Origin of the sequence: Streptomyces sp. NPDC127119, assembly GCF_042677425.1 — a bacterium.
In the GTDB taxonomy this organism is placed as follows: Bacteria; Actinomycetota; Actinomycetes; order Streptomycetales; family Streptomycetaceae; genus Streptomyces.
In genome coordinates this window covers 59,545-76,510 of record NZ_JBHXTO010000008.1, presented here as the reverse complement: position 1 = coordinate 76,510, position 16,966 = coordinate 59,545, and the positions used below count along the sequence as shown (strand labels likewise).

The 16,966-nt window shown below is 67.9% G+C and carries 17 protein-coding genes and 1 pseudogene; 8 read left to right on the top strand and 10 right to left on the bottom strand.

Features of this window, described 5'->3' with window-relative positions:
- The first annotated feature begins 113 nt into the window (after positions 1-113).
- On the top strand, positions 114-602 hold the full coding sequence (locus ACFVH5_RS06425) for a lamin tail domain-containing protein (protein ID WP_385832454.1): 489 nt from the start codon (positions 114-116) through the stop codon (positions 600-602).
- A gap of 1,218 nt (positions 603-1,820) precedes the next feature.
- A complete protein-coding gene (locus ACFVH5_RS06420) occupies positions 1,821-2,075 on the top strand; it encodes a hypothetical protein (RefSeq protein WP_385832453.1) in 255 nt (84 codons plus the stop codon).
- Between the two features lie 239 nt (positions 2,076-2,314).
- On the opposite strand, the gene ACFVH5_RS06415 is transcribed toward ACFVH5_RS06420, so the two are convergent.
- Together ACFVH5_RS06415 and ACFVH5_RS06410 are read right to left on the bottom strand one after the other, a co-directional pair.
- Positions 2,315-2,737 carry an STAS domain-containing protein gene (locus ACFVH5_RS06415; RefSeq protein ID WP_385832452.1) on the bottom strand — a complete coding sequence of 141 codons (423 nt, stop codon included), beginning with the start codon at positions 2,735-2,737 and terminating at the stop codon, positions 2,315-2,317.
- A 543-nt stretch (positions 2,738-3,280) separates the two neighbouring features.
- Positions 3,281-3,523 carry a DUF6411 family protein gene (locus ACFVH5_RS06410; protein WP_385832451.1) on the bottom strand — a complete coding sequence of 81 codons (243 nt, stop codon included), beginning with the start codon at positions 3,521-3,523 and terminating at the stop codon, positions 3,281-3,283.
- A 176-nt stretch (positions 3,524-3,699) separates the two neighbouring features.
- Here ACFVH5_RS06410 and ACFVH5_RS06405 point away from each other — a divergent pair, with 176 nt between their 5' ends.
- Together ACFVH5_RS06405 and ACFVH5_RS06400 are read left to right on the top strand one after the other, a co-directional pair.
- Positions 3,700-4,923 (top strand): phosphatidylserine/phosphatidylglycerophosphate/cardiolipin synthase family protein, encoded by a 1,224-nt coding sequence (locus tag ACFVH5_RS06405; RefSeq protein ID WP_385832450.1) that lies wholly within the window; start codon positions 3,700-3,702, stop codon positions 4,921-4,923.
- Positions 4,924-4,982: 59 nt separating this feature from the next.
- Entirely contained in the window at positions 4,983-5,153 is a 171-nt protein-coding gene (locus ACFVH5_RS06400) for a hypothetical protein (protein WP_385832449.1), read from the top strand.
- Positions 5,154-5,297: 144 nt separating this feature from the next.
- On the opposite strand, the gene ACFVH5_RS06395 is transcribed toward ACFVH5_RS06400, so the two are convergent.
- Entirely contained in the window at positions 5,298-5,453 is a 156-nt protein-coding gene (locus ACFVH5_RS06395) for a hypothetical protein (protein WP_385832448.1), read from the bottom strand.
- 746 nt (positions 5,454-6,199) lie between these two features.
- On the opposite strand from ACFVH5_RS06395, the gene ACFVH5_RS06390 reads away from it, so the two are divergent.
- Positions 6,200-6,835: an SGNH/GDSL hydrolase family protein gene (locus ACFVH5_RS06390; protein ID WP_385832517.1), complete on the top strand. Its 636-nt coding sequence runs from the start codon at positions 6,200-6,202 to the stop codon at positions 6,833-6,835.
- Positions 6,836-7,326: 491 nt separating this feature from the next.
- Here the strand turns inward: ACFVH5_RS06390 and ACFVH5_RS06385 are convergent, their stop codons facing one another.
- The 7 genes from ACFVH5_RS06385 to ACFVH5_RS06355 form a co-directional block, all read right to left on the bottom strand.
- Entirely contained in the window at positions 7,327-8,067 is a 741-nt protein-coding gene (locus ACFVH5_RS06385) for an HNH endonuclease family protein (RefSeq protein WP_385832447.1), read from the bottom strand.
- Positions 8,068-8,401: 334 nt separating this feature from the next.
- Complete coding sequence (locus ACFVH5_RS06380; protein ID WP_385832446.1) at positions 8,402-9,592, bottom strand: IS110 family transposase; 1,191 nt, start codon at positions 9,590-9,592, stop codon at positions 8,402-8,404.
- A gap of 283 nt (positions 9,593-9,875) precedes the next feature.
- Positions 9,876-10,448 carry a hypothetical protein gene (locus ACFVH5_RS06375; RefSeq protein WP_385832445.1) on the bottom strand — a complete coding sequence of 191 codons (573 nt, stop codon included), beginning with the start codon at positions 10,446-10,448 and terminating at the stop codon, positions 9,876-9,878.
- Positions 10,445-11,833: a hypothetical protein gene (locus ACFVH5_RS06370; RefSeq protein WP_385832516.1), complete on the bottom strand. Its 1,389-nt coding sequence runs from the start codon at positions 11,831-11,833 to the stop codon at positions 10,445-10,447. The genes ACFVH5_RS06375 and ACFVH5_RS06370 overlap by 4 nt, the downstream gene beginning before the upstream one ends.
- Positions 11,830-12,639: an ABC transporter ATP-binding protein gene (locus ACFVH5_RS06365; RefSeq protein ID WP_385832444.1), complete on the bottom strand. Its 810-nt coding sequence runs from the start codon at positions 12,637-12,639 to the stop codon at positions 11,830-11,832. Before ACFVH5_RS06365 ends, ACFVH5_RS06370 begins: the two co-directional genes overlap by 4 nt.
- A gap of 31 nt (positions 12,640-12,670) precedes the next feature.
- Positions 12,671-13,498 carry a zf-HC2 domain-containing protein gene (locus tag ACFVH5_RS06360; RefSeq protein ID WP_385832443.1) on the bottom strand — a complete coding sequence of 276 codons (828 nt, stop codon included), beginning with the start codon at positions 13,496-13,498 and terminating at the stop codon, positions 12,671-12,673.
- On the bottom strand, positions 13,495-13,995 hold the full coding sequence (locus tag ACFVH5_RS06355; RefSeq protein ID WP_385832514.1) for an RNA polymerase sigma factor: 501 nt from the start codon (positions 13,993-13,995) through the stop codon (positions 13,495-13,497). Before ACFVH5_RS06355 ends, ACFVH5_RS06360 begins: the two co-directional genes overlap by 4 nt.
- 537 nt (positions 13,996-14,532) lie before the next feature.
- On the opposite strand from ACFVH5_RS06355, the pseudogene ACFVH5_RS06350 reads away from it, so the two are divergent.
- The 3 genes and pseudogenes from ACFVH5_RS06350 to ACFVH5_RS06340 all read left to right on the top strand — a co-directional run.
- A pseudogene (locus ACFVH5_RS06350) lies at positions 14,533-14,808 on the top strand (transposase); the annotation flags it as partial.
- Between the two features lie 31 nt (positions 14,809-14,839).
- Positions 14,840-15,538, top strand: coding sequence for an NACHT domain-containing protein (locus tag ACFVH5_RS06345; protein ID WP_385832442.1), 699 nt, complete (start codon positions 14,840-14,842; stop codon positions 15,536-15,538).
- The gene (locus tag ACFVH5_RS06340) at positions 15,508-16,521 is read left to right on the top strand and encodes a hypothetical protein (RefSeq protein ID WP_385832441.1); all 1,014 of its coding nucleotides are present in this window, start codon (positions 15,508-15,510) and stop codon (positions 16,519-16,521) included. The genes ACFVH5_RS06345 and ACFVH5_RS06340 overlap by 31 nt, the downstream gene beginning before the upstream one ends.
- Positions 16,522-16,966 lie beyond the last annotated feature (445 nt).

The window sequence follows — 16,966 nt, the reverse complement described above, 5'->3', positions numbered from 1 at the left end:
GCCGGGCCCGGTGTGGCCAAGCTGTGGGTCCTCGGCACCCGCCGGGAACGCACACCGTCCTCGGTGGCCGGTCAGGGCCGGCCGTCAGGACACGCACCGTTGGGGGACTTTCCGTGTCTTCACGCACCACCCGCCGTATCGCCGCCGCAGTCCTCGCCGCCGGCGCGGCCCTCGGCGCCACCGCCCTACCCGCCACCGCCGCCGACGGCGACCGCCAGCAGGCCCGCCGCTCCCACGTCGAGATCTCGGCCGTGCAGTACGACTCCCCCGGCCGCGACGACCGCTCCAACCGCTCCCTGAACAACGAGTGGGTCGAGATCACCAACGACGGACGGCGCGCCGTCAACCTCGACGGCTGGACCCTGTCCGACGAGGACGGCCACACCTACACCTTCACCCACTACCGCCTGCGCGGCCACGAGTCCGTCCGCGTCCACACCGGCGAAGGCCGCGACCGCGCCGGCCACGTCTACCAGGACCGCCGCCAATACGTGTGGGACAACCGCTCCGACACCGCCACCCTGCGCAACGACAACAACAACCGCATCGACCGCGAATCCTGGGGCCGCAGCCACGGCGGCGGCGGTCACCACCGCCGCTGACCCCCACACCCACCAGGCCAGTGCCATGAAACCCACCGCCACGGCCTGACCGCACCACCACGGCGTCCCGGAGGCTGCACCAAGCCTCCGGGACACCGCCACGCTGCGACCCCGTGGGAGAAGAAGCTGTCCTGCCACTGCGGCGAGAACATCCGCCATGGCCGTGTACACAGAGACCGGGAAGCGGAACACCACCGAACTGAACCACCGCATGAGCCGAAGTCGGTGCCGCGCCGCCCGCAAAAGGCCGTTAGATCCAGCGTGGGCCCATGCCCGTCGGAGAAGGGCCGACCCCACTTTCCCACCCCTCAGCCGTTGAACAGCGTGTCCTCCGCAGGACACTGTCGTTGACGAGGTAGCACGCACCCGCTTCCTCACAGCGGATGCGCAGTCTCCGAGGGCCCAACACCCGTCATGGCGTTGGGCCCTCACCCCACCCGGCCTCACCCGTGCAAGACCCCCGGCCTGCACACGCCCCGGCACCAACTCTCGGCAGCACTGCCGGGATAGGCCGGCTCACCAGCACGCTGATCCCATGGACAGCGAGCCGGCCACGCTCAACACATTCCTCGACAACACCCGCACACGGGCCAACAGACCCAGCCCAGAACAGCGCACGGTCCTCGCTGCCCCACGACATGCGCCGGTAGATGATCCCGTGCGACTGAACGACGCCCCGCACCCGCGATCAGGCGGGTACGAGGCGCCCCGTGCGCAGCCGGCTGAGGCAGGAGCCGGCAAATTTGCGCAGCGATCCTCCCCGGCTCCTGACCCTCCGGAGGGGAGAGGGAGGGTCAGGAGCGGGGTCTGGGGCCCTGAACCGGCCCCCCGTCCTGCAAGGGCCGTCCCTGTCCGTGTTTTCCGGTACCGAGTGCAGACCGGATGCGGCCGTAGGCGCCATCTACGCCCACCGCAGGACCACCTGATACGTCGACGAGCAGAAGCCGCCTGGAACGTTCTTCCAAGCAGTCGTCTGTACCAGGCAGAAGGGTGTGGATCTTGTAGGACGAGGGTGCGGTGACGGCCGGTGTCACAGCTGCCGGCCTCCTGCGCACGCGAGCCAGAGGCGGTTCCGGAAACGAATGCGCCCGGCCAGGTCCATCCGTGCCGCGGGCTCCCACACCGATTGCGGTGTGGGAGCCCGTAGCCCTGGTTACGACGTGATCACGATGGCGGGACGGAGCATTGCCGAAGGTGGTGCCGGTCGTTGAGATCGGTATGAGGACAGAAGACCAGCAGGACATGGCGCCGGTGGTCTTCGCCTCACTGACGGATGCGTACTGGCTGGCCGACGACAATACTGACTGCGGCGGCTGCCGTGAGCTCCTGGGCGCTGGTGACAGTGGCAGCCGGGATGGCCGTCCGGCTGCACGGGACAGCAAACGGCCCGGGCGGATGGAAGGGGCCCGGATGATCCTCGTGGCCGTGGCAGCCCTCACCGTGGTCGCCGCACTGGTGATGGTCGCGAGTTGACCCGCCCGAATGAAGCGAGCGGCCGGCACGCACCACGGCGGTCGTGGGTGAAGGCATAGACGTGCAGCCGGGCCAGGGCCTGACCGACGGAGATACAGAGGCAAGCGCTGAAGAGGCAGGTGTGCGGCGTGGGCCGATGTCAGACGCCGGCTGCGCGTGATCGCGACCCACCTCGGTGTGCTTCAGTATCGTCTGATCATGGCAGATGTCCCAACGCTTTCTCAGTCGCCACTGTTGCGCTACGACAGAGGGAGAGCTGGTCCTCTTGTCCAGGATCCCTGGCTTCCCGCGCTGCCCGCCGAGGCCGCATCCCGGGCGCTCAGCATTCGTAGTCCGGCATCGAGATCGCGAGCCTTGGCGATGTCGTCCAGTTCCAGACCGAGCTGCACCAAAGTCACAGCGACGGCGGGGCGTATGCCGACCAGGACCGGGCGGGCTCCGAGCAGGACAGTCACTGAGGCAATCAGGGAGAGTCTGCGGCCGACGAACGTGTCAACGGTGTCTACGGCTGTGATGTCGATGACAACGCCGTGGGCAGCCTTCTTCACGATCTGCTGTGACAGCTTCTCCTGGAGGAAGACCAGCGTCGTGTCGTTCAGGCCGGCCGGAACTGTCACCAAGAGAACGCCCCCGATGCGCAGGATCGCAACATACTCATTCAACAACTTCCCACGCCCACGCCGATCTCCTCACCACCCATCACCTTGCCCGGCACACGACCTCCACTCCCCCAGACGCCGAAAACCCGGCCCCACTCCAAGTTCCCCGACAGCGTCAGGCTGTCGCCAGCTCAGAGCCTGGTCACACGGTGGAGTAGCAGGTGATGACGATGTCGAGGCCGACCCATTGCATCGCGTGCAGGCGGTGAAGTGACTGAAGGGCCTGCGCTGTTCGGCGCTCAGGACGTTGATGGGCACCGCCCGCTCCTTGATCCCTCGGCGTGATTCGCGCGTGACAGTGCCGGAATGGCGGTGCGCGAGGCGATCCCTGTTTCCAGCCCAGAGCATCGCCCCCGAGGGGTAGTCGGGTAGGAGCCGATAGCCAGTAGAGGTCTGATGGCCTCGACGCCGGCGGTGCAGATGACCGGTCCTCGTGGCCGGCCGGCGGAGCGGGGCGAAGAAGTCCGCTGTCCTTATTGGGGGGATCCCGAGTGCCGAGGCCCTGTGACTGCTTCTCGTGTCGGGTAGGGCTCCATCCCCCGAGTCTCAGAAGGGCATACGGTCTCGGGCGCGGCGTCCTGCCGATCCGCTGCGGCCAACTGCCTTGGAGCTGCTGCGGAAGGGCTTGCTGAAGATCCGTCCCAGGATGCCGGGGGCCTTGCCGCCGGCGCGTGATCCGGCTCCCAGGGTGCGCTGGGTGCCGCGTTCGGGATGCCGGGAGAGGCGGGGTACGAAGAAAGCAAGAACAGCCAGAACAATACAGACGGCGACAATGCCGATGATCATCATGAAGAGCTCCTTGGGTCGAGGTGCCTTTACCGGCTGCCCTGTGCGGGCATGCTCATGCCCGCACAGGGCAGCCGTCTGTCAGGCCCGCTCAGTACAGTCGGCCCGCTGTGCCAGTCCGCGCCGGTCCGGGCCGGCGCCGCCCCCGTTCCCGATTCTTGCGCCGGCCAGGTGCGGCCATGACGAGTACGCAGAATCCCCCGCAGCTGACGGACAACCTCCCAGATGCGCAGTCCAGAGCATCGGCCGAGGAGCGCATCGCTCGGATACGGCGTCGTCTGGAACGGCTGATCGGCATCGCCGGCACCGAAGGAAATGCCCTCGTCCCGCTCCGCAACGGCGACGCGATCTTCGGTGCGATGCTGGACTCCATCAAGGGCGCCGAACACACCGTGGACCTCATGACCTTCGTCTACTGGCGCGGTGACATCGCGCGCCAGTTCGCCGAAGCGCTGGCCGAACGCGCCCACGCCGGAGTCCGGGTACGGCTCATGCTCGACGGGTTCGGCAGCCGGCTCATTGAAAAGGGCCAGCTGGACCTGATGGACGAGGCCGGGGTGACGGTGACCTGGTTCCGCAAGCCGCTCTACCTCTCACCGCTCAAACAGAACCACCGCTGCCACCGCAAGGTCCTCGTCGTAGACGAGAAGACCGCGTTCACGGGCGGCGTCGGGATCGCCGAGGAGTGGTGCGGCGACGCCCGTAACGAAAACGAGTGGCGCGACACGCACGTCCAGGTCACCGGGCCTGCCGTCGACGGCCTAGCCGCCGCATTCGCCCAGAACTGGGCCGAGTGCCACGAGGAGCTGTTCGACCACCGCGACCGGTTCATCGAACACCACCCGCAGGGCAACTCCATCGTCCAGGTGGTGCGAGGCTCCGCCAGCTTCGGCTGGCAGGACATGCAGACCCTGATCCGCGTCATGCTGGAATCGGCCGAGGAACGCTTCCGGCTGACCACCGCATACTTCTCACCCGACGCGTACTTCATCGAGCTGCTGTGCACCGCCGCCCGGCGCGGCGTGGAGGTGGAGATCCTGCTGCCCGGACCGCACACCGACAAGCGGGTCTGCCAACTGGCGGGCCAGCGCTACTACGAGGACCTGACCGGCTGCGGCGTGAAGATCTACCAGTACCAGCCGACGATGATGCACGCCAAAACCATCACGATCGACAAGATCGCCTCACTGGTGGGTTCCACCAACTTCAACCGTCGCTCGCTCGACCACGACGAGGAAGTCATGCTCGCCGTCCTCGACCAGGACTTCACCGCCACCCTCGACAGCCACTTCGACGAGGACCGGGAAAAGAGCGTACTGATCGAGCACGGCAGGTGGAAGCGCCGTGACCTCGCGCAAAGGGCAAGAGAAGCGGCCGTCGTGCCGATCCGCCGCTTTCTGTAAGTACTGCCCACGAGACCTCAAAATGCGCCAGCGGGTGCCGGACCGTGCGGCCCGTCATCATGTCCACCGCGCACTCGGCACGGCGCACACTGGCCGGCATCGCACCGAAGATCTCGCCCCCGTCAGGCAAGGAGACGAACCTGCTGACCTGCGTGGCGACGATCCCGGTCAGCCGCTCCACACGCCGCCGTTTCCACGTGATGCGGACCTCGGCCTCCCCCGCGGGATGAACAACGGGCCGACCGCGCCTCCCAGGAAGACGGCCACCGCCCGGGATGTACACACGCCACACCAGGACGGGGCTGTACGGAGAATTGCTCTCCGTACAGCCCCGTCCTGGTGTACACGTGCGTCCGTGCCATGTGTCGCTTCGTCTAGAAAAAGTGCTTGCGCCCTGCGATTTTGCGTCCGCTCGCTCCAAGGATCCACAGGACCGCGCCGGCCACGATAAGCACGCCGCCAACCGTGGTGAGCAGCGGTACGCCCACCAGCACGCCTATGAGAAGGAGAATCAGCCCAAGGATGATCATGCGAATCCGTTCTTGAGGGTCACGTGGTGGCGCGAGGAAGACGATCGCGCGAGCGACATCCCGCGGTGTACCGACCCGGTTGGCCGGTGCTTACGCGGCCGTCGCCTCCGACTTCCCGTCATGGCCCGCCCCACGCTCTCTGCGCGCGTGGGCCCATATCAGAACCGTAGGACAAGCTGTAGCCGTGCCATGCCCCTAGATCAGTAACTCTGTGTCGCATGCACCCCGGCACGAGCTGGTGGAACCGTCAGGCGTTCGTGCCGATGATGCCGTAGGACCTTGTAACGGCGCGACAGCGACCTCTTGTCACTCTGGCAGAGCGAAAGACCTGTCTCAGAACGCATGGCAACGAGGCCGGACCCGTGAAGTTGGCGTGCCAGGCCTGAGGTCTGATCGAGGAACTCGCAGGGTGGTCCGCGACGGCGCGCGAACGCCGTCAGTGCCTGTTTGCAGAAATCTGCTTCGAATTTGCTCGTTGCAGGAATTCAGACGAGACGGTCCCTGGGTTTGCGACCTGCAAGGCACGGTCTCCTGGCTGATCGGTGCTTTTTACCAGAGGTGATCGGTCGTCGGAGTCGTGTTGTCGGCGGTCTATCGGCGCTGTCGGTCCGATGTCGGTGGGGCCCGACACCCTCCGAGAGGTCTTACTGCGGAGGCCCCATCCGACTACGGGCTTCCGCCGTCCTCTCCTCACCCGAGCCCAAGGAGCGCATATGACGATCACTATCCGACCGGGAAGCACCGTGATGTTCACCGGGGATTCGATCACAGACTGCCAACGGCTGCCGAGCGAGGACGGCCTCGGGTTCGGCTATCCGCTGCGGGTCGCGGGTGAGTGGGGGCTCCGGCACCCGGACCGTCCCGTGACCTGGCTGAACACCGGAATTGGCGGCCACAAGGTGATGGACCTGGAAGCCCGCTGGCAGACGGACGTACTCGACGCCCGCCCGGACGTGGTGTCGATCCTCGTCGGGGTCAACGACATGGGCTGGCACACCCTGGACCCGAAGGGGTATGTGATTCCCGTGGCGGAGTTCGAAGCAGGTTATGACCGGCTGCTCGCTCCCCTCGCCGAGGCAGGTACGCAGCTGATCCTCATCGAACCGTTCCTCCTGCCGATCCGCGGCGTCGTCGAAGCCGGGGCCGGATATGCACTCATTGGCGAGAAAGAGCGAAAGCAATGGCGCATCGACCTGGACCCGAAGATCCAGGCCGTGCGCAGGCTCGCCCGCACGTACGGTGCACATCTACTGGACGCCGACGACATGTTCACCGAACTCTCTGCGACGACCGGGCCGGAGTACTGGGCTGCGGACGGCGTACACCCGACGCCGGCCGGTCACGCCGCACTCGCGGCAGCCTGGCTGCGCCTGGTCGCATGACCGGGCCTCACGATCGCCCGCGACCAGCAGACCATCTTGCCTTACTCAAAGCGATCGCCGCGCTCCTCACCCAGGCCAAGGCCGTTCGGGAGCGGAGCGTATCTGCCGACTTGCAGCTCGGGCTTCCGGATCCGAGATCACCGCAAGGGGTAGTCGCCAGTCGGATCGCTTTCACCGGCTCGCCGGGGTGCGGCGATAGGCAGCACCGGTGAAGAGCACAGACGCGCCTGGTCCACTGCAGTGGGCGCTTCGCGCCGCCGCGGTCCTGGCGGCCACCGGGAACTGTGCTTATTTCAGCGCCGGCGTCAGGTGCGGCTTCGAACCCGGCAACCGTGCGTGGTCGGACAGAGCCGCGATCTCCTCCTGACCGACACCAGCGCCCGCTCCTTCTCGGCCACCCAGGTGACAGCAACTGCGCCAGCCGCACCGGCCTGAGCACACCGAAGTGATCAACGCGAACGGCGTTGGCCGGGGCGGGGGATGCGCCGGTTTCAGGGTGCGGGCTTGTAGGTGATCGTGGAGTCGGGGCAGTTGTTCGCACGGGCGGCGAGTGCGTCGTGCTCGGTCTGGTCGATGGTGAGGTTCCAGCGGAGTTTGGTGGCGGTCCAGTCTTCGAGGTAGGTGCACAGGGCGGATGTGGCCGGGGGCAGCCACTCGGCGATGTCCCGCTTGCCCTTGGAGCGGTTGGTCTTCGCGGTGACCGCGACCAGCGAGCGGGGTGCGTCGAGGTCGTTGGCGTACGCTTCGCGACGCTCGGCCGTCCACGCGTGGGCGCCGGAGGACCATGCTTCCTCCAGAGGCACCATGTGGTCCACGTCCAGGCCCGGGGCGCTGGTGACGGTGACCTCGTCGTAGTAGGACAGCCACTGGCCGCCGGTCAACTTGCAGCCGTCGCCCAGGGTCGGCTTCTCGACGGCCTCGGCGATCAGGAGTTCGGCCCGGGTGTCGCAGCCGTCGCCCTCGACCAGCCCCGCATTCCAGTGCCTGAAAGCGGACCGGCTGTACGCAACGCGCGCCTCCGGCTTCACGGTGAGCTGCTCCACCGCCTGCACCAGCGCGAGACCACCGTCCGCACCGCCAACCCCGTCCACGGCGGCAGAGCCCGAACCAGCAGCCTCGGGCGCGGTCGTGACGGCGGGTCGGCCATCGGAGGTCTCCACATTCGGCAGACCGGCACAGCCGGTGACGGTGAGAAGGACGGCAAGGACGGGGATACAGGCCAGGCGTGACACGGTGCGGACTCTCCAAGTTGATCAACGGTCGTCGAGGCATCCTCCCCCGCTGGCCGCCAGGTTGACACCCAATCACCCGCCTTTTCTACACGACCGTAGAAAATCACGGAGGGCAGCCAGCGGCCTCTCCTGGCCTGGCGGAGCAGGCCCCTGCCCGCCCGCGGCCGAGCTCGCGAGCGCCGCCGTCATCGGCGCCGCCGCCGTCGCCCTGCAGGACTCGGCTGCTGGGCGGCGAGCGCCCAGCACCCGCCCTACCCGCGAATAGTTGTCGTACTGGCGGTCAACAGAAGACGGCCCTGCCCAGCCACCTGTGACTGATTCCTAATGCCGTCTGTCAAGCCTCGAGAGCGGCGGGAGGTGTGAGTTCGTAACATCGTCCATCGCGTAGGAGAGCCCAGAGGACGTTGACGCGGCGGCGGGCGAGGGCGAGGACGGCTTGGATGTGGAGCTTGCCCTCGGCACGTTTGCGTTCGTAGAACCGGCGGGATTCCTCGCAGTGCCGGATGCTGAACAACGCCGAGGCATAGAAGACCCGTTGGAGCCGCCGGTTGTATCGTTTGGGGCGCCGTAGGTTGCCACTGATCTTCCCGGAGTCGCGCGGCACTGGTGCGACGCCTCCGAAGCTGGCGAGGCGGTCGGCGGTGCCGAAGACGGCCATGTCGCCGCCGGTGGCGGCCAGGAATTCAGCGCCCAGGATGGGTCCCATGCCGGGCAAGCTGTTGATCACGTCGAAGGCTGAGTGCTCGCGAAACCGGGCCTCGATGTGCTTGTCGATATCGGCGACCTGCCGGTTGAGGGCCGTCACCTCCTTTGCCAGTGCGTGCACCAGCTGTGCGGCCAGCCTCTCGCCGGGCAGACTCGTGCGCTGACGCTCCGCGGCCTGGACCGCAGTCTCGGCGAGCTGGTCGGCCCGGAGCACGCGGCGGTTGCGGAGCCAGTTCTCCAGCCGCTTGCGGCCGATCCGGCGGATGGCCGCGGGCGTCTGGTAGCCGCTCACCAGAGTGAGCGGCCCGGTGTTGGTCAGATCCAGTGCCCGCTCCAGGCCCGGGAAGACGCCGGTCAGCTGGGCGCGAAGGCGGTTCACGGTGCGGGTGCGGTCGGCGACCAGGTCGATCCGGCGGCCGGTGAGAATCTTGAGATCGGTGACGGTCTCGTCGCCGGGCCGTAAGGGGTGCAGATCGCGCCGGACGCGGACCTGGTCGGCGATGACGGCAGCATCCTTGGCATCGGTCTTGCCCTCGCCGCGGTAGCTCTCGCTCGCACGGCTGATGGCCCGGCCGGAGATGTAGTGCACCCTCTGGTCGTGGGTGAGCAGGATCGTGCTGGCCAGGGCGGCTCCGCCATCGGCCAGGTCGATGCCCCAGGTCACCTCGCCACCCAAGGCCAGGACGTCGGCCAGGAGTTCGAGCAGTACGGGTTCGTCGTTGGCCACGCGCCGCGACAGCAGTCGACGGCCGCTCTCGTCAATCGCGACGCAGTAGTGGTGGGTCTTGCCCGCGTCGATGCCGGCCCAGATCGCGGTCATGTGGTGCCTCCGTGCGGTGTGCTGAGGGTGCCTCCCACGGACGGCCTCGCTGTCAACTCCCTACAGAGCGATCATTCGCAATTCCTAATCGGCAGCCGAGTCGTCGCGGGGCGCCGAGCGGCCAGTCAGTCAAAGCCACCAACGGCAGAGCGTTTCCAACCACACTCGGCGCCCCTGGGCGGGACAACCATACGAAGGGCTGGCCGCGTCCCGCAGAACAACGTAGGGAGCGCTTCCGTCGGCGAGCTTCACCGACGGAAGCGCTCAGCGCGGAGCGTGTCCGTTACCGTCTCGGTCCTGCTGCGGCGTACAGCACGGTGCCGGTCGCCAGCAGGGCCCATGCGGTGGTGGCGGACGCCGTCGTGGCGGGGGTAATGATCATCCAGCCGCTCACCTCTCCCGCGATACCTGGTGGAATCGGAACGAGGAGGGTGAACGCGAGCCAACCGACCGGCAGGGTCCATGCGAACTGTGCCCCGCACAACACCGCCCCGAGCGCGGCCAGGCCGACCAGGCCCGCGCTGTCCCGGAGGATGAGCGCGGCCGGGGCGAACTTGGCTCCCGCCCCCTGGACTGCCAGCAGCGCCGTCCCGGCGACCGCGCCGGCCACCAGCACGTGCGCGGCCCTGCGGGGGATCCACCGAATTGCGGCCGTCCGATCCAGTGAGATGTCTCGCCCACCGAGCCCGACGGAAGCGGCCGCCACGTTCGCGGTCAGGATCAGGACCGCGATCCCCAGGTTCATCGGGCCCGTGCCGTCCTGGTGGAAGGCCCATGCTGTCAGCGCGACGAGCGCGACCGCCGCGGCCGAGGTGGGCACCTGTCGTGAACGGGCGTACAGGATCAGCCACCTCATGGCGACGCCTTCCCATTCAGCACCGAAAGCCCGTTGTACCCCGTGCAGGAGAGGGCGGCGGCGTGCACCTCGGCTATCCGCAAGCGTTGCTCGGGCGGTGACAGCGCCATCAGTCTCTGCCAGGCGACGTCGGCGGTACTCAGCGAGTACCAGTAAGAGTCCGGCGCATGCAGCGGTTTGAACTGGCGATCGCCCAGGGCCCAGCTCGCGGCGATGCTCTGTACAGGGATGTCGACCGCACCTCCGCCCTCCCAAGGAGTGCGCGGTGCGCAATTCGGTGCCAGGCCCTGGGCGACCAGGAGGCGGGTCAGTTCCGCTCCCGTCGCATGGGCGATCAGCGGGTCGTCGAAGTCAACCAGCACCGCGTCGCCGGAGAGGTGGCGTTCGTCGCCGAGCCGGCGCAGCTTGGTGTCCTCCCGTACCGAGTTCGGCGCCTTGTCGCCCAGGGCGTCGCGCAGCACGCGCAGCGCGTCCTTGCCGCGCCGCGCGAGATCGGGCAGATGTGAGCGGTTCGCCTGCGTAACGCACACCCGCCCCTCGCAGACCAGGGCGGCGGCGGTCTTGTCGATGACGTAGGTGCCGCGCGGAGTGGTAGGGAGGATCAGCAGGGCCAGGCACGCGCCGACCAGGACGGGGGCCACCGCCAGCAGTCGGAAGCGGCGGGTCGTGGCCGACAGCAGCGCGAAACCGGTAGCGAGCAGGCCAAGCAGCCACAGCGTCTGACCGAGGTGCACGGAACGGGACAGGGTCAACAGCATCTCCCGCGGCTCCGCGGTCACCGGGAACAGCAGGGCGAGCCGGTTCGGTGCGTCGCTCGACGGCAGTGCCCCGTCATTGTTCTGCCGCAGGAGGAGGGCTGTCAGCAAGAGGAATATCGTCAGGGCCGGCGGGGTGAGCACAGAAGGGACGGTCCGCGCGAAGCCCATGCCGAACACGGCTCCCGCGATGAGGGACAGCGCCGCCACCAGAGAGATCGGCAGCCAGCCGAGGCTCATGTAGGAGGTGGCGCCGAGTGCCACCTGGACTGCGCCCACGAGGACCAGGAGGCCGAAGCCGGACGCCAGCACGAGTGCCGCCGTGCCGGCCGGCAGCGCTGCACGACGCCAGGCCGGCAGCGGCATGGTCGTCAGCAGTTCGGTCATCCGCGAGCGGGAGTCCCGCAGCCCGTACACCGCCCCCAGACCCACCACGAGTGGCCACCAAAAGCTCAGCAGGCTTCGAGTCCACAGAGCCATGGAGGTCCACTGGGCCGTCCATCCTGCCTCGCCCTGCCACCAGATGCCGTCGATCAGCAGGAGGACCGCCAGGCTGCCTGTCAGGACGACGAAGCCGGGCCATGGGGCGATGGAACGCTTCAGCTCGATGCGCAGGACAGGTCCGTTCACCATGTGCCTCCCGGCTGCTCGGAGTCTTGGAGCAGCGCCGAGTAGCCGCGCTCCAGGGGGCTGTCGCCCGGGTATTCGGCGCCGCCTGCCGCGGCCAGGTCGTCCGGCGTGCCCTGGAAGACGAGGCGGCCTTCGGCGAAGAGCACCACATCGGAGCAGGCGGCCGCGACGTCCTCGACCAGATGGGTGGAGACGACCACACAGGTGTCGCGGCCCAGTTCCTGTAACAGTTCGCGGAAGCGCAACCGCTGCGCCGGGTCCAGGCCGACTGTCGGCTCGTCCAACAGCAGCATCGCGGGATCGTTGACGATGGCCTGGGCGATGCCGGCCCGCCGGACCATGCCGCCGGACAGGGTCTTCATCCGATGGTCGGCGCGGTCCGCCAGTCCCACCCGGTCCACGGCCCGCTGGACGGCCTCGGGGACGGCCGCCTTTGGAACCTCCTTCAACCAGGCCATGTACTCGACGAACTCACGCACCGTGAAGCGCTTGTAGTAGCCGAAATCCTGCGGCAGGTAGCCGATCTGGCGGCGCAGAGCCCGGTGGTCGACCATCGCGCCCACGCGGGTGCCGAGCATCTCCAGTTCGCCCTCGGTGGGGCGCAGCACGGTGGCCAGCGTCCGGATCAGGGTGGTCTTTCCCGCTCCGTTGGGCCCCAGGAGGCCGTGGGTACCGATGCCCAGGGAGAGGTCGAGTTTGTCGACGGCCATCTTCTTGCGTCCGACGCGTACTCTCAGGCTGCTGGCCCGGATCTCCCATGCATAGGTTTTCGGCGCGGTGTTGGCCTCGCTCGTGGTGGGCGTCATGCGGTGGTCCCTTCCGAGGGTCGACGATGGTTCATGGCGCTGAGTACGCGCTTCGGCGGGTGATCACGGCGCCGATGCCGAGCGCGAAGAGCAACCCCCACACGGGCAGTTGGTCGGGCTGGAGGAGAATTTGCAGGGCAAGCGGGACGTGACCGGTAACCCATGCGGGTGCCACAACGACGACGCCCCATGCGACCGCCAGCCCGCTGGCGGCGCGGGGCACGCCGACCACGCTGCCCAGCGCCAGGGCCGTGGAGGTGAAGGCAAGGGAGGGCAGCAGCCACTCCGCAGCCGTCATCGTTCCGGTCAGCCAGCCCCCCACCAGGAGCCCGGGCAGGACCACCAGGAGAACCGCCGTGGTGCGTCTGAGGAGCAGAGGCAGGCCGGCTCGGGCGGTCGAGGCCATCAGTTCGTGCGCCGGGTCCAGGCCGCGCGACCACGATGCGGCGACACCGCCCAGCGGCAGCACAGGCGCGACCGCCAACACGGGAGAGATGTCACCGAAGACCGCGGGCCGCGCAAGCGAGTCCAGCAGCATCGCCATCAAGGTGACGACGACAGTCATGGCCAGCCACGGGGCCATAGCCGGCGTCAGCCAGGCCGACAGCCACTGCGGGCGGCGTCGCCACGAGGGTGTCCTCACGGCTGCCACCATCTGGAGTTCCAGACTGGCCCGGACGGTGCCGAGGAGCGTGGCAAGGCCAGGCACCTCGGCGGCCACGGACGCCGCCAGACGACTCCGGCACATCGCGCACGTCTCCAGATGTGCCTCCACTGCCCACACCACGTCCGCGTCCATCTCCCTGCCACCACGGACGTAGTCGTCGAGCAGCCGCATCGACGCGTGTTCTCCGCTCATGCCAGCGCCTTCCGCATCATGATCCGGGCCCGGCGGGCGCGGGTCTTGACCGTGCCTTCGGGTAATCTGAGCAACATGGCGGTCTCCCGCACGGAGAACCCGTCCAGCACCATGGCCTGCAGGACCTCTCGAAGTTCCGGCGCCAGTTGCCGCAGGGCATCACCGACATCCCCGCCTACGGTCCCGGCCAACGCCTCGTCCTCCGCCGCAGGCACCACCGCCCGCTCAGCGGCGACCGGCGGCTTGGCATGGTGGGCGCGGCGCCGGAACGCGTCGACGAGGCGGCGCGCCGCGATCGTCCACAGCCACCCGACAGCCGTCCCGCCGACAGCGCTCCCGGCGAACGCACCAGCCGCGCGCCACACCGCGAGATAGGCCTCCTGCATTACCTCAGCGACGATCTGCTCGTCCGCGCACCGGCGGCGCAACCGCACCGCCAGCCACGGCGACGTGCGCCGATACAACTCGTCGAACGCCCCGCGGTCACCTCTGGCCACCAGCTGGACGAGGCGCTCCTCATCCAACTCCTCCAGTGCTCTCCTGCGTGATCCCACATCAACCAGACGCCCGATACTGCGCACAGGTTTTAACACCCTATGTGACCTACATCACATCGTCATGCGCTGAGGATTTCGATCCCCGCGAAACCGGTCACCGGTTCCGATCCGGCTCGTGGTGCTCCTGGCGCCTCGCGGTGCTTCATCCTCCGTCGTGCAGCCCTGACCGAGTACGCCGACCAACTCGCAGTCGCAATCGATGCCGAAAGTCCAGCCCGCCAATGAAGTACTCACGCGCCGACTGAAGCGCTCCCTACGTTGTTCTGCGGGACGCGGTCAGCCCTTCGTATGGTTGTCCCGCCCAGAGGCGCCGAGTGCGGTCGGAAGCGCTCTGCCGTTGGTGGCTTTACCGACTGACCGCTCGGCGCCCCGCGACGACTCGGCTGCCGATTAGGAATTGCGAATGATCGCCCTGCGGGGAGTTGACAGCAAGGTCGTCCGTGCAGGCACCCTCAGCACACCGCACGGAGGCGCCACGTGACCGTGACCTGGGCCGACATCAACGCGGGCAAGAACCATTACAACTGCATCGCGATTGACGAGAGCGGCCGTCGACTGCTGTCGCGGCGCGTGGCCAACGACGAACCCGTGCCGCTCGAACTCCTGGCCAACGTCCTGGCCTTGGGCGGCGAGGTGACCTGGGACATCGACCTGGCCGATGGCGAAGCCGCCCTGACCATTACGATCCTGCTCACCCACGACCAGAGGGTGCACTACATCTCCGGCCGGGCCGTCAACCGTGCGAGCGAGAGCAACCGCGGCGAGAGCAAGACCGATGCCAAGGATGCTGCCGTCATCGCCGACCACCTACATGCTGCACCCGGCCGCGGTCCGGCCGGCGGCGGCCCCGCCTGCCGGACGTCTGTCGGCCGACGGCCCGGGCCCAGCGATCGTGCCCTACATCGTCACCTACTACCGCGCCACCCGCCCCTCACGGCTGGTCATCACCGGCGCTCCAGGCGCCGGCAAGACCGTCCTGGCTCTGGAACTCCTGCTGGCCCTCATCGACAGCCGCACCGACGACGATCCGGTCCCGGTCCGAGTTGCCCTCTCCCACTGGGACACCGACCGTCAGTCCCTGCCCAACCATCTCCAGCAGCGGCTGGTCGACGCCTACGACTGGCCCGCGGACCTGGCCGCCGACCTGATCCGCCACCACCTGGTGCTGCCGGTCCTGGACGGCCTGGATGAGATGGACCCCCTGCTCGCCGACGGCTCCCCCGACCCCGCCGCGCCCCGCGCCGCCGCCGTCGTCCAGGCCCTCAACCTGTACCAGCAGGGGCGGGACGCCGGACCGCTCATCCTGACCTGCCGCACCCGCCACTACGACACACTCGCCCCCGGCACCACACTCCTGGACACCGCCCGCATCGCCATCGCCCCCGTCGCTACCAGCGACGCCTACACCTACCTGGCCGCCTGGCCACCCATCCCGCCGGAGTTCACTCAGCCGTGCTCTCCACTCTGTGGCGGCTGTGCCTGACCGCCACCGCCTACCACGACGACGGCAACCCCGCTGAACTTCTCGCCCTCCCGAACGCCGACGCCCTCGACGAGCACCTCATGGCCCGCTTCATCCCCGCCGCCACCCGCACCACCCCCAACCCCCGCGGCCACACCGCCGAGGACACCCACCGGTGGCTCCACCACCTCACCACCCGCCTCGATCCCACCGGCACCCTCCAACCCGCAGCCCCCGCGCGTGCGGAGGCCACCGACCTCGTCCTGCACGAACTGTGGCCCCTCGCCGGACCCACCCGCGTCCGCGCCACTGACACCCTCATCACCACCCTCACCGTCCTCACCACGCTCCCTTTCACCCGCATCCCCACCCCAGAGCCATTAGGGCAGCTCGCAGCTGCGATCGTTGCGCTCGCCGTCGTACTCGGAATGACTGTTGCCCTCCAAGCCCCCACTCCCATGGGTCTGAACGACCTGTTCACAACCTTTCCGCCACGCCGCAACATCGCGGTCGGACTCATGGGCGGGATCGCGGTCGGGATCACCGCCGGAATCAAGGCTGGCTTCACAGCCGGACTCACCATTGGAATCATGGTCGGGTTCATGGGCTGGGTTGTGCTCGGCTCTGGACCGCAGAAACCGAGCAGGCGCTGTGGAGCCCGGGATGTCATCAGGGTCGACTTCTTGGCCGGGCTCACGTTCGCGCTCACGCTTGGAGTCCTGTTCGGGTTCCTGACCTGGCTCACGGGACTCGTGTTAGGGGTCGTGGGCGGCAGGGCCGGACTCGCGGGAGGTTTTTCTACTTCACGCCGGTATGCGGTGTTCCTGCTCCGCTCGCGCCGCCGCCTGCCGCTCCAACTCGGCCTCTTCCTTGACTGGGCCGTCTCCGCAGGACTCATGCGCTACAGCGGACCCGCCTACCAGTACCGCCACCGCGAACTACAGCACTGGCTCCGCCTGCACCCCCACCCCAGACCGGCCCCTGACGGGCCAAGCCAGGAGTGAGCGTGCAGGAACCGGAATGCCAACTGGCGCACCGCGTTACAAACTTCGCCAGTGGTCGGGTGACTGAGAGCGCAACCTTGATCATCTGTACGGTTCCGGGCACCTGCGGGCGGGCCGAGGACGGCCTGTCCAGATACGGACGGGCATGCCCATCGGTAGCGGGCGCCGCCCCGTGCGTGTGGGCGGATGGGAAGCACTGTGTTCAGACGCGGTCGATTTCCGTTCTCCCTCTGGTCTGAAATGACGGATTGTCTTCGTCTTCCAGTTGGTTGCGGTCGGCGCCGTTGCGGAGAGCACAGGGCGGGGACGCTCAGAGGGATACACGTGTGTTCTGTCCGACGGGAGCGAGTAAGGGCTCGCAACCCGCTCACAGTACGCCGTGATCGTTCCGATCAATCGAGTTTCTAACATCACGGGAAGCTTCAGGTGGGAAAACGGCTCAACT